We start from the raw sequence: 12,413 nt of genomic DNA, 5'->3' as shown, positions 1-12,413 counted from the left end.
TGTCGCTCAATATACGTTTATGTACTTTTTCGTACGAAAGGGCGCCTCGTGACGTCGACCCCTGCGAGCCCGCCGGCGCTCGAGCTGACGCCCGCTCAGGCCTTCGACGCGCTGTACGCGTTCTGCGCTCCCGCCCTCGTACGGCAGACGTTCCTGCTCACCGGGAGGCGCGAGCTGGCGCGCGAGTCGGTCGAGCGGGCCTTCCAACTCGCCTGGCAGCGCTGGCCCGAGGTGGCCGTCGACCGGGATCCGGCGGGGTGGGTAAGGGCGACGGCGTACGAGTACGCGCTCTCGCCCTGGCACCGGTTCCGCCCCTCCCTGCGGCGCCGCCCCGAGCCCCCGCTCGTCGACCGGCGTGACCGCGAGCTGATGAACGTACTCATGGAACTCCCGCCGTCGTACCGCCGGGCGCTGCTGCTCTACGACGGTGTCGGCCTCGATCTGCCGGAGACGGCGGCCGAGGCGGAGGCGAGCACTCCGGCGGCGGCGCACCGGCTGCTGCACGCGCGCGAGGCGATCGCCGCGCGTCTGCCGGAACTTGCCGACCCGTCCGAGTTGAACCGCCGCCTGGTCGAACTGGCCTCCACGGAGCGGCAGCCCGCCCCCGGACCACCGACGGTACGCAGCCGCGGCGAACGCAGCGCCCGCTTCTGGACGCGTGCGGCCATCGCCTTCACGACGGCCCTGATCGGCACGACGGCCCTGGCCCTGCAAACGGCACCCACGCACTACGAGGCCCCGGTGCCGCCGGGCGCAGCCGTGCAAGGGGTCCCACCCCGGGTGGCCCTTGGGGCGCTGTCACGGGGGGAGGTGCAACTACGGGCGAAGCTGAGGGGGGCAACGGCGCACGGGCCGGAAAGACTCGTACCGCTGACTCAATAGCCGCGCAGCCTGCGGGCATTCGTGCCACAACGCCGGTGGGCCCGCCCCCACCCAGGGGAACGGGCCCACCGACGCTCAGCTGAAAAGCCGTTCAGCCGGCGAGGATCTCGCGCGCCAGCTTCGCCGTCTCGGTCGGCGTCTTGCCGACCTTGACACCGGCGGCCTCGAGGGCCTCCTTCTTCGCCGCAGCCGTACCGGACGACCCGGAGACGATGGCACCCGCGTGACCCATGGTCTTGCCCTCGGGCGCGGTGAAGCCCGCGACGTAACCGACGACCGGCTTCGACACGTTCTCCTTGATGAACGCGGCGGCGCGCTCCTCGGCGTCACCACCGATCTCACCGATCATCACGATCAGGTCGGTGTCGGGGTCGGCCTCGAACGCGGCGAGCGCGTCGATGTGCGTCGTACCGATGACCGGGTCGCCACCGATGCCGACGGCCGAGGAGAAGCCGATGTCACGCAGCTCGTACATCATCTGGTACGTCAGCGTGCCGGACTTCGAGACCAGGCCGATGCGGCCCGGCTTGGTGATGTCGCCCGGGATGATGCCGGCGTTCGACTGGCCGGGGGTGATCAGGCCGGGGCAGTTCGGGCCGATGATCCGGGTCTTGTTGCCCTTGGACACGGCGTACGCGTAGAACGCGGCCGAGTCGTGGACGGCGATGCCCTCGGTGATGACGACCGCGAGCGGGATCTCGGCGTCGATGGCCTCGACGACGGCGGCCTTGGCGAAGGCCGGCGGTACGAAGAGGACGGATACGTTCGCGCCCGTCTTCTCGATCGCCTCGGCGACGGTGCCGAAGACCGGGATCTCGGTGCCGTCGACGTCAACGGTCGTGCCCGCCTTGCGCGGGTTGACGCCACCGACGATGTTGGTGCCGTCGGCGAGCATGAGCTTGGTGTGCTTCATGCCCGTGGAGCCGGTCATGCCCTGGACGATGACCTTGCTGTCCTTGTTGAGGAAGATAGCCATGGCTGTGTGTCCCTCGTCCCTTACTTCGCAGCCGCGAGCTCGGCGGCCTTGTCGGCCGCGCCGTCCATGGTGTCCACGCGCTGCACCAGCGGGTGGTTGGCGTCGGAGAGGATCTGACGACCCAGCTCGGCGTTGTTGCCGTCCAGACGCACGACCAGCGGCTTGGTGACGTCCTCGCCGCGGTCCTCCAGGAGCTTCAGCGCCTGGACGATGCCGTTGGCGACCTCGTCGCAGGCGGTGATGCCGCCGAAGACGTTGACGAAGACGGACTTGACGTCCGGGTCGCCGAGGATGATCTCCAGGCCGTTCGCCATGACGGCCGCGGAGGCGCCGCCGCCGATGTCGAGGAAGTTGGCCGGCTTCACGCCGCCGTGGTTCTCACCGGCGTACGCGACGACGTCCAGGGTGCTCATGACGAGACCCGCGCCGTTGCCGATGATGCCGACCTCGCCGTCGAGCTTGACGTAGTTGAGGTTCTTCTCCTTGGCGGCGGCCTCGAGCGGGTTGGCCGCGTCCTTGTCCTGGAGGGCCTCGTGCTCCGGCTGGCGGAACTCGGCGTTCTCGTCCAGCGAGACCTTGCCGTCCAGGGCGATGACGTCACCGGAGGCGACCTTCGCCAGCGGGTTGACCTCGACCAGGAGGGCGTCCTCCTTGATGAAGGTGTCCCACAGCTTGACGAGGACGTTCACGACCTTGTCGGCGACCTCGGCCGGGAACTTGGCGGCCGCGACGATCTCGCGGGCCTTCTCCTCGGTCACACCCTCGTTGGCGTCGATCGGCGTCTTGGCGACGGCCTCGGGGCGGGTGGCCGCCACCTCCTCGATCTCCATGCCGCCCTCGACGGAGGCGATGGAGAGGAAGGTGCGGTTGGCACGGTCGAGGAGGAAGGAGACGTAGTACTCCTCCAGGATCTCCGGGGCCGTCTCGGCGATCATCACCTTGTGGACCGTGTGGCCCTTGATGTCCATGCCGAGGATGTCCGTCGCGCGGGCGACGGCCTCGTCCGGGGTGGCGGCGAGCTTCACGCCACCGGCCTTGCCACGGCCGCCGACCTTCACCTGGGCCTTGACGACAGACTTGCCACCGAGGCGCTCGGTGGCTGCGCGGGCCGCCTCAGGCGTGTCGATGACTTCACCGGCCAGCACCGGTACATCGTGCTTGGCGAAGAGGTCCCTCGCCTGGTACTCGAACAGGTCCACGCGCTTCCGTCCCTATCAGTGATCTCGCGGTTCGTTGGATGCGTGGGCGTGCCGCGAAGGGCAACGTGACGTCCGCTAGTCACAGGGGAGGCGCACACGGTGTCCGAGCGCGCGGCATGTCCGTCTCGCAGGTTATCGCTGCTTGCGGAGGGCCCCTAAATCGAGGGTCACACCTGAGCGGTGATACCTGTCACATGATGCCGCGCTCACTGGCACGGCGTGCCGGATGTGAGGGCCGGGCACGGTCCGCAAGGGCGTGCGAGGGCGTACGGGGAAGGGCCTCACCGGGCTGGGGTTGACCCGGTGAGGCCCCCATTCACAGCCCCGAGAGGGGGCTCGGAGCAGTTGATCCCCACCCCAATGGGGATCACCTGCCTCCGCCCGCGGGGTTCGGGCCGGCCGGTCCGACGGCTTTCGGCCGTCCGGGTCCCTGGGTCCGCGGAGTCGGTCGGGCGTCAGACGCCGTACTGCACGTTGTGCACGTAGTCCGGCGTGATCGACTCGGTGACGCCCTGGACGCCGGTGACGGCGTGCCCGGCGAGCGGGCCGCCGGTGGACCGGACGGTGCCGGTCAGGTCGCCGGCGAAGGGCGCGACCTGGCCCACGACGCCGTGAGCGAAGGGGGCGACGTCCCCGACGACGCCGTACGCGAAGGGAGTGGCATCGCCCGCTACGCCGTACGCGAGCGTCGTGGCGCTGCCGCCGACGCCCTGGACCACCGGCTCGACGAGGCCGACGACGGGCTGGGCGGCCTCGGTGACACCCTGCGCGAACTGCGGCACCTGCCCGGTGACGCCGTGTCCCAGGCCGGTCGCGTGACCGGCCACGCCGTACGCGAGCGGCGCCACGTCGTCGGCGATCCCACCGGCGAATCGCCGGACGTCACCCGTCACGCCGTACGCCAGCCCGCCCGCGTCCGCCACGGCCCGCCCGGCGACCGGCAGCACGCCCTCCACGGCGGTGTGCACGACCGGCGGCAGCACGGCGCCCGTCGCGTCCTCGGTGACCTGACCGACCAGACCGGAGGCGTACGACGGCACGTCCGCGACGACACCACCGGCGACCGGCGCCGCGCCGTACACGGCACCACCGGCCACGGACCGCACATCGGACACCGCCCCCGCGGCGACGGGAGCCACACCCTGGACCACGCCTCCCGCCACCGGCTGCACGCCCTCCACGGCGCCCGCGGCGACCGGCTGGGCGCCCCGCACGGTGTGGGAGAGCACCGGCTGCACGCCCTCGACGACCCCGCCCGCGACCGGCTGGACGTCGGCCACCACGCCGTACGCCAGCGCCGTCGCGGCGCCGACCGCCCGACCGGCGGTCTGCCCGACGCCGGTCACGGCACCGCCCGCGACAGGCAGCACGCCGTGCACCGCACCGGTGGCGACCGGCGCCAGGCCGTCCACCGCACCGGTGGCGACCGGCAGCACGCCGCTCACGGCGCCCGTGGCCAACGGCGTCACCCCGTCCACGGCGTGGGTGACCGTGGGCGCGACCCCGGCGACGGTCTGCTGGGCGACCGGGACGACGCCCGCCACCGCCTGGCCGGCAACCGGCGTCACACCCTGCACGGCGTGGGCGGCCAGGGGCGGGACGGCGGCTGCGGCCGTCTCCGCGACGACCGGGGTGACCGTGCCGGGCACGCTCTTCACGGTGCCGACGACCTTCTGCTCGACCCCGCCGACCGTGCCCGTGACATGACCGGGAACCGCGGCCACGGAGGCCTGGGCGGCACCGGCGACGACACCGGCTTCACTCTGCGCGAGAGCCGTCGCACCTGCGGCACGTCCCTGGACGCCCGCCGCGGTGCGGCCCGCGCCCGCGACGGTCTGCTGCGCCCTCGTCCGTACGGCACCGTCGACGCCCTGCGCCTGGGTGCGGGCCGCCGACTGCACGCCCTGGAGCTTCGTCTGGGCGGCGGCCAGCGCCTGCTCCAGCTCCGGCGCGAACGCGGCGAGGGGGCCGAAGAGGTAGTCGACCGCGCCCTGCGGGGAGGAGGTCGTGTCGGTGACGGTGGTGGCGCCCTGGACGGCCGCGGCCTTCGCCTCGGCCTGCGCGGCGCGGGCGGCCCTGGCGCCCTGGATGGCGGCGGCGCCCTTGACCTTGGAGGCCTTCTTGACCGCCTGCGGGGCCGGCACCTTGGCGTCGACGTACTTACGCGTCTGCTCGGCGGTGCCGCCGGGCGACGTCTTCTCGACGCCGGTGACCGTGGAGGTCGCCTTGGCCGCGGTGGAGCCGGCCGCCCCGGTGATGCCGGAGACGGTGTGCTGGACGCCGGTGACGACACCGTCGACCGTGCCGGTGACGGTGTCGGTCAGCGCGCCGAGGGTGCTGCCGGAGTCGACGGTCGCGTCGGTGGTCGGATCGGTGGCCGGGTCGGAGGTCGTGTCGGACACGGACAGGGAGGAGGAGGGCAACTCGTCAGCGCTGGCGACGGCGGAACCGAGCGCCCACGCGCCGGTGACACCGGCGGCTATGACGATGGAGCGGCGGATGTTCTTGTTCATGCGTGCGTCAGATCCTTAGATCCCTGGAAGCTCCGCGCTCCTTGATCTCAGGGGAGATCCGGGGAGTTCCGGGGCTTCCTCGAAAGGCTTGGGGACAATTCCGGCGCCGTGTCCGGTCCTGGTCCGGGGAGTCGGGACCAGCGGAGTCGGCGACTTGCGTCCGGCGAACGAAGGGGTGTCCGGACGGGCGGGCAGACCTGCTCCGCCCCCGCGCGGCAGGCCCGTGGCGGGGGAAGGGCCTGCCCTAGCCGGGGAATACGGGAATGTCCCGGTGCCGGTCCCGGGTACCGGCCGCGGCCGCGCGAACGGCGGCGCCGGACACGAGCCGCATGAACGGCCGGTGGTTCAGGGCGACGGCGTGCGCGTCACCGTGTCTCGGGGTGCCGTTGTCGACCGCGGCCCGGTTGGCCGGCACACCGGCCGGATCGCCGTCGGGGGCCTGCCGCGCCGGGGCATACCCGGCACCGGCGGCCCTCCGCCCGCCGCCCCGCACGGCGGTGGCGTCGCCCGCGGTCGCGTCCACGACGAACCGCGGGCCGTACGCCGTACCGCTCGCCGCCGCTGCGGAGCGCCTGTCGTCCACGGCGCCTTCCAGCCCCGAGTGCCCTGCGACACCCGGCTGCGGCGCCTGCGCGACGGGCGCGGGAAGTATCTGTCCCGGCGACGGAGGGAAGCCGGGCAGGCCGGGCAGACCCGGCATCGACGGCGATCCGGGCAGCCCCGGCAGGGAGGGCAACGACGACAACGGCGGTAGCTGCGCGGTCGCCCTGCCCAGCCCGGCGGTCACGCTCTCCACCAGACCACCGACCGGCTGCACGACGCGATCGCCCACGGAGCGGACGAGCTCACCCGCCAACGGAGTGAGGGCCTGACCGGCTGCGCCCGGCGTCTCGGGCAGGGCAGCGGGATTCGGGACGGGCTTGGGATCGGTCGATGCCGGGACCGGTGCCGGTGCCGGTGCTGGTGCGGCGGGACGCGTCGGCTCGGGCCTGCCCGGAGCGTCCGGCCGGGGTCGGGGCGCCTGCGCCACGAGTGCGGCCGAAGTGCTCGCCGGCCGGCCGGCCGTAGCGGCCGACGTGTCCGTCAGCCGAGTGACCGTGGCGACCGTATCGCTCGTCAACGACGCCCGGACGCCGTCCGCCGGAGCGGTCGACAGGATCTCGGACGAGGAGGCGGACGGCGCTCCCTCCGCCGCGTGCGCCTGTTGCCCGCAGAGGAACCCCAGCGCGAACAACCCGCCCACCAGCACGACCACTTGCAGCGCACGCCGTCCGGCCGCCGTGCGCATCACGCGCAGAGCTGCACTGGGCAAGGCTGCTGGCCAGGTCAAGAGGGGGTGGTCCTCCCGTGCGGCGGAACGAATTTCACGTAACGAGCCGTAACGAGCTACGAGTCGGCGCGACGCGGTGCGGTACGGACGAGGCGGCGCAACGGCGCGCCGCTGATGAGGCGTCGATCCTCGCACGGGCCTCCCGAGGTTGCGCAAGCCCCCCGTTACTGATGGGTAGGCATGTCCGTTTTGCTGGGCGAAGTCGGACGACAATGCATCGACAAATCGTCAGTGACCGTTCCCTGTCAGCCCGGTCGCGCCGTGTCCGGTCATGCCGTGTCGTGTCCGGTCATGCGGTGTCAGGTATGGGCAGCGGTCGCTTCTCGATGGCCGCCGCCATCACCTCGGGGAAGAGATCGGGCGTACACGCGAACGCCGGTGCCCCCAGTGCGGCGAGCGCGGCCGCGTGCTCCCGGTCGTAGGCCGGCGCGCCTTCGTCGGAGAGCGCGAGCAGCGTGACGAACTGGACTCCGGACGCCTTCATCGCGGCGACCCTCTTGAGCATCTCGTTCCGTATCCCGCCTTCGTAGAGATCGCTGATGAGCACGACCACCGTCTCGGCGGGCCGGGTGATCTGCGACTGGCAGTAGGCGAGCGCCCGGTTGATGTCCGTACCGCCTCCCAGCTGGGTGCCGAAGAGCACGTCCACCGGGTCGTCGAGCTGGTCGGTGAGGTCCACCACCGCCGTGTCGAAGACGACGAGTCGCGTGTTGATCGACCGCATGGACGCGAGCACCGCCCCGAACACGGACGCGTAGACGACGGATGCCGCCATCGACCCCGACTGGTCGATGCAGAGGACGACTTCCTTCTTCACGGACTGGGACGCCCGTCCGTAGCCGATGAGCCGCTCCGGCACGATCGTCCGGTACTCGGGCAGGTAGTGCTTGAGGTTGGCCGCGATGGTGCGGTTCCAGTCGATGTCGTGATGGCGCGGCCGGTTGATGCGGGCGCTGCGGTCGAGGGCGCCGGTGAGGGTGGCCCGAGTGCGGGTGGCGAGCCGCTTCTCGAGGTCCTCGACGACCTTGCGCACGACGACCCGTGCGGTCTCCTTGGTCGTCTCCGGCATCGCCTTGTTGAGCGAGAGCAGCGTGCCGACGAGATGGACGTCGGCTTCCACCGCCTCCAGCATCTCCGGCTCCAGCAGCAGCGCGGACAGCCCCAGCCGGTCGATGGCGTCGCGCTGCATGACCTGGACGACGGAGGAGGGGAAGTACGTCCGGATGTCCCCCAGCCAGCGCGCCACCGACGGCGCCGACGCCCCGAGCCCCGCCGACCGGTCCCGCCCTGCCTGCCCTTGCTTGTCGCCCTTCCCGTAGAGCGCGGCCAACGCCCCGTCCATCGCGCTGTCCTGCCCCGACAGCGCGCATCCCGTGCCGTCGGCGGCTTCGCCCCCGAGCACCAGCCGCCAGCGCCTCAGCCGCTCCTGCGCCGGGGCTGCCGGATCCATCTCCCCGGCCGTCATCGGCACACCCCTGTACGGGGCCGGTCCCAGAGCGGCATCACGGCGACGGCGACCGCCGGACGGTCTTTCGCCCCGCTGCCGTGCCTGGCGCGATTCCCGCTGCCGTTCCGGTTCCTGCCGACGGCGATCGCGCCGACATCCTCCTGGGCTTGCGTCAGTCCGTCCTTCGTCATCCCGCCACCCCCGCAAGGTCGTTGTCGATGTCCTCTTCCACTTCGCCCGGGCCGCCCGGTGCTTCCAGGCCCAGCAGCAGCCGGACCACCGGCAGCACGGCGTCCGCGCGCCCGGGGTCGAGGTCGGCCGCGAAGCCCGGTATGCCGGAGCCGGCCGCCGTCACGCTCCCCCGCTCCCCCGGTCCGCGCCGGACCAGCTCGCCCAGCGTCCGGCGCACCCCCGGCTCGTATGCCGAGAACGTCCGCCGCAGCAGCGGCAGTACGTCCGTGAACGCCTCCGCCGGCACCCCGGTCAGCCAGGAGTCGACCAGCCCGAGCAGCCGCTCGTCGTGCACGAGCAGCATTCCGCCGCCGGACCCTCCGCCGACGAAACCCTCGATCCAAGCGGCGGCATCCCCCGGCGGAGTCCCCGGCGACAGCACGAGACCCATGAGCCGCGCTGCCTCGTCCTGCCCCAACTCCCCGTCATCCAGCAACAGCCGCACGGCCCGCCCCCGCACCACACCGGGCACGGTGTCCCGGACGGACAGCACGCGCAGCACCGAGTGCCAGCGCCCCCGCAGATCGCGATGGTCCGGCGCGGGCGCGTCGCCCAGCAGCCCCACCGCCCCGTGCACCGCGTCCACATGGCGGCGCATCTCCTCGGCTGCGTCCGCGTCCAGCGCCGCGCAGGCCGGGGGCAGGCCGACGAATATCCGCTCGGCGAGGCCCGCGGCGACTCCCGCCAGCGCTCCCGTGTCCGTGCCGCGTACGTCGCCGTACCGGAGGGAGCGGACCAGGGCAGGCAGGGCCTGCGCGAGGTGGCCGACGTCCGTGTCGAGGGCCGCCCGGTCGGCGAGGACCTGCATCACCACCGGTAGCGCTTGGGGGAGTTCGGACAGCAGGCAGCGCTCGGCGAGCCCGGTGACCTCGGCCAGGGTCTGTGCGGCGACGGCGTCCGCCTCCGCCTTGGCCGTCGCGGCGGCGAGCACCGTCGTGCCCCACACCCCGGCCTCCGCGACCCGCACGGCCAGCTCCGGCTCCCAGCGCAGCCGCCATGTCTCCCGGAACGTACCCGTGCTCCCCCGCGAAGCCGCCGGTTCGCCCCATGCCACGCCCAGCAATCGCAGCCTGTGCAGCAGCCTGCTGCGGCCCGCGTCGGTCTCCTTGCGCAGGTCGAGCTCCAACTCCCGCTCCAGTGCCTCCGGTTTGAGGCGCAGCTGACGCTGGACCCGGTCGAGGTCCCGCTGCAACGGCACCGCCGGCGCAGCCTGCGGAACCTCCCCCAGCACGTCCCCGACGACCAGCCGGTCGTGCACCAGCGCCAGCGGCACGTCCGAGCCCTCGCACATCACCGCGCGCACGGCATCGGTCGTCTCGCCGAGCCCCGGCAACGGGCGGCCCCGCATCGCCGCGAGCGTCTCCGCCAGCCGCACCGCCTCGATGACATGCGCCGAGGAGACGATCCGGTCCTCGCCCCGCAGCAGCCCGGCCACCTTGGTCATCCACCGCTCGACCGGCCGGTCCGGGACGGCGAACAGATGCCCGTACCAGCCCGGCGAGTCGATGCCCGCCCCGTACCCGCTGACCCGCGAGAGCCTCCGGTACGTCCACGGCACCCAAGTCATGTCCGTCTTGACCTTGGGCAGCCCCTTCACCAGCGCCCGGTCGGCGGCGACAGCCGTCTTCTGCCGCAGCGCCGGCACATGCCAGGCCCCGCACACGACGGCCACCTCGTCCCCGAACTCCCGCTGCGCGGCCCGCACCTGGAGCCGCATGTACGCCTCCCGGACGAGATCCCGGTCATGCCCCCCGCTGCCGTACGCCTCCCGCAGCTCCCCCATGGCCTCTTCAAGCACCACGAACGGCGCAAACGCGTCCCCCTCTCCCACCCCCCGGTGCTCGACGACGTCCTCCCACCACCGCTCCGGGTCGTCGTACCCGGCGGCTTCGGCGAGCACGGCGAGCGGGTCGATACGGACGTCGGTCTCCATGACCGAGCTGTCCGGGTTGGCGCCGCCCCCGCGCTCGGCATCGGCACCGGACGCACCGCCCCCGGCCGTATCGGCGTCGCCCCCACGTCCGTCGCCCGCGCCCCCGCCGAGTTCGCCCTCCGTGTCCCTTCTCCACGCCAGGGTGTGGGTCGCCGGCAAGTCGATGAAGCGTGCCGGTACTTCGTGCTCCAGGGCCCACCGGATCGCGATCCACTCAGGGGAGAACTCGGCGAGCGGCCAGAAGGCCGAGCGGCCGGGCTCGTCCACCGCGTGGGCGAGGAGGGCGACCGGCGGCCGCATGTCCTCCTCGGCGGCCAGCGGGATCAGTGCATCGGCCTCCGGCGGCCCCTCGATCAGCACGGCCCGGGGCCGGGCCGCGTCCAGCGCCGCCCGTACCGCTCGTGCCGAGCCGGGGCCGTGATGTCGTACGCCGAGCAGCAGCGGACCGTCACCGGCCGCGCCGCTCCTGCCCCTCGCCGTCCCTGTCACGCCGTCCCCCTCGCCGTCCTGGTCATCGCGCCCCTCGAATGCGGCCGCCGGATGCCTTCCGGGCGCCGTCCGGGCCGCTGCCGTCCTCGTGCGCCGTGCACACCGATCCGCCCGATCCCTGGCCTCCGCCCGATCCCTTGTTCCCGCTGTTCCCGCCCGACCGGCCCCACCCCAGGTCGTTCACGCGCTCACCTCCCGGCAGGCCCGGTAGAAGTCCTTCCAGCCGTCGCGCTCGCGGACGACCGCCTCCAGGTACTCCTGCCAGATGACGCGGTCGGCCGCCGGGTCGCGGACGACGGCGCCGAGGATGCCCGCGGCGACGTCCCCGGCCCGCAGCACGCCGTCACCGAAGTGGGAGGCCAGGGCGAGTCCGCTGGTGACGACCGAGATCGCCTCCGCCGTCGACAGCGTGCCGCTCGGCGACTTGAGCTTCGTACGCCCGTCGGACGTGACCCCGTCGCGCAGCTCGCGGAAGACGGTCACGACCCGGCGGATCTCGTCGACGCCGTCGGGCACGGCCGGCAGGTCGAGCGAGCGGCCGATCTGGTCGACGCGGCGCGAGACGATGTCGACCTCGGCCTCGACACTCTCCGGCAGCGGCAGGACCACTGTGTTGAAGCGGCGGCGCAGGGCGCTGGAGAGGTCGTTGACCCCGCGGTCCCGGTCGTTGGCCGTGGCGATCAGGTTGAAGCCCCGGACGGCCTGCACCTCCTGCCCCAACTCCGGTATCGGCAGCGTCTTCTCGGAGAGGATCGTGATGAGCGTGTCCTGGACGTCGGCGGGGATACGGGTAAGCTCCTCCACCCGCGCCGTCATCCCCTCCGCCATGGCCCGCATGACGGGGCTGGGCACCAGGGCGGCCCGGCTCGGGCCGTTCGCCAGCAGCTGCGCGTAGTTCCAGCCGTACCGGATCGCTTCCTCCGGCGTGCCCGCCGTGCCCTGCACGAGCAGCGTCGAGTCGCCGCTGACCGCGGCGGCCAGGTGCTCGGACACCCAGGTCTTCGCGGTGCCGGGCACGCCGAGCAGGAGCAGGGCGCGGTCGGTGGCGAGTGTGGTGACGGCGACCTCGACGATGCGGCGCGGGCCCACGTACTTCGGTGTGATCACCGTGCCGTCCGGCAGGGTGCCGCCGAGCAGGTACGTCGCCACCGACCACGGCGACAGCTTCCAGCGGGCCGGGCGCGGGCGGTCGTCCTGCGCGGCCAGCGCGGCGAGTTCACCGGCGAAGGCGTCCTCGGCGTGCGGCCGCAACGCCTCGGCCGGCTCCTTCGCGGGTACTTCGGCTGCTTCGACGATCGTCGGTTCCACGGACACAGACATGGCTGAGGCCCCCTCCAGCTCGGCCGGTTCGGATCTGGCACCCACGTTGCACTACGCCACTGACAATCCGTTCTGACCTGCGGAAACCCCTGT

Annotated in this window: 8 protein-coding genes; 1 reads left to right on the top strand and 7 read right to left on the bottom strand. The window is 72.7% G+C overall.

Annotated elements, in window-relative coordinates:
- The first annotated feature begins 48 nt into the window (after window positions 1-48).
- Entirely contained in the window at window positions 49-882 is an 834-nt protein-coding gene (locus tag ACFY1U_RS07290) for an RNA polymerase sigma factor (protein WP_390693122.1), read from the top strand.
- Between the two features lie 91 nt (window positions 883-973).
- On the opposite strand, the gene sucD is transcribed toward ACFY1U_RS07290, so the two are convergent.
- From sucD to ACFY1U_RS07255, 7 genes are all read right to left on the bottom strand, one after another.
- Complete coding sequence (gene sucD / locus ACFY1U_RS07285) at window positions 974-1,858, bottom strand: succinate--CoA ligase subunit alpha (RefSeq protein WP_232647486.1); 885 nt, start codon at window positions 1,856-1,858, stop codon at window positions 974-976.
- A gap of 20 nt (window positions 1,859-1,878) precedes the next feature.
- Window positions 1,879-3,057 carry an ADP-forming succinate--CoA ligase subunit beta gene (gene sucC / locus ACFY1U_RS07280; RefSeq protein WP_390693121.1) on the bottom strand — a complete coding sequence of 393 codons (1,179 nt, stop codon included), beginning with the start codon at window positions 3,055-3,057 and terminating at the stop codon, window positions 1,879-1,881.
- Between the two features lie 455 nt (window positions 3,058-3,512).
- Window positions 3,513-5,570: a hypothetical protein gene (locus ACFY1U_RS07275; RefSeq protein WP_390693120.1), complete on the bottom strand. Its 2,058-nt coding sequence runs from the start codon at window positions 5,568-5,570 to the stop codon at window positions 3,513-3,515.
- A 244-nt stretch (window positions 5,571-5,814) separates the two neighbouring features.
- Window positions 5,815-6,882, bottom strand: coding sequence for a hypothetical protein (locus ACFY1U_RS07270; RefSeq protein WP_390693119.1), 1,068 nt, complete (start codon window positions 6,880-6,882; stop codon window positions 5,815-5,817).
- Between the two features lie 307 nt (window positions 6,883-7,189).
- On the bottom strand, window positions 7,190-8,365 hold the full coding sequence (locus tag ACFY1U_RS07265) for a VWA domain-containing protein (RefSeq protein WP_390693118.1): 1,176 nt from the start codon (window positions 8,363-8,365) through the stop codon (window positions 7,190-7,192).
- Between the two features lie 169 nt (window positions 8,366-8,534).
- On the bottom strand, window positions 8,535-11,000 hold the full coding sequence (locus ACFY1U_RS07260) for a DUF5682 family protein (RefSeq protein ID WP_390693117.1): 2,466 nt from the start codon (window positions 10,998-11,000) through the stop codon (window positions 8,535-8,537).
- A gap of 180 nt (window positions 11,001-11,180) precedes the next feature.
- Complete coding sequence (locus ACFY1U_RS07255) at window positions 11,181-12,320, bottom strand: AAA family ATPase (RefSeq protein WP_390693116.1); 1,140 nt, start codon at window positions 12,318-12,320, stop codon at window positions 11,181-11,183.
- Window positions 12,321-12,413 lie beyond the last annotated feature (93 nt).

Origin of the sequence: Streptomyces sp. NPDC001351, assembly GCF_042896045.1 — a bacterium.
Lineage (GTDB): Bacteria > Actinomycetota > Actinomycetes > Streptomycetales > Streptomycetaceae > Streptomyces.
Note: the sequence above shows the minus strand (reverse complement) of the source record. Positions and strands in the feature narration are given on the sequence as shown.

What these genes read in the sequence shown, in the direction of transcription:
- sucD (WP_232647486.1), bottom strand. Translation starts at nt 1,858, where the DNA reads ATGGCTATCTTCCTCAACAAGGACAGCAAGGTCATCGTCCAGGGCATG.
- ACFY1U_RS07275 (WP_390693120.1), bottom strand. Translation starts at nt 5,570, where the DNA reads ATGAACAAGAACATCCGCCGCTCCATCGTCATAGCCGCCGGTGTCACC.
- ACFY1U_RS07265 (WP_390693118.1), bottom strand. Translation starts at nt 8,365, where the DNA reads ATGACGGCCGGGGAGATGGATCCGGCAGCCCCGGCGCAGGAGCGGCTG.
- ACFY1U_RS07255 (WP_390693116.1), bottom strand. Translation starts at nt 12,320, where the DNA reads ATGTCTGTGTCCGTGGAACCGACGATCGTCGAAGCAGCCGAAGTACCC.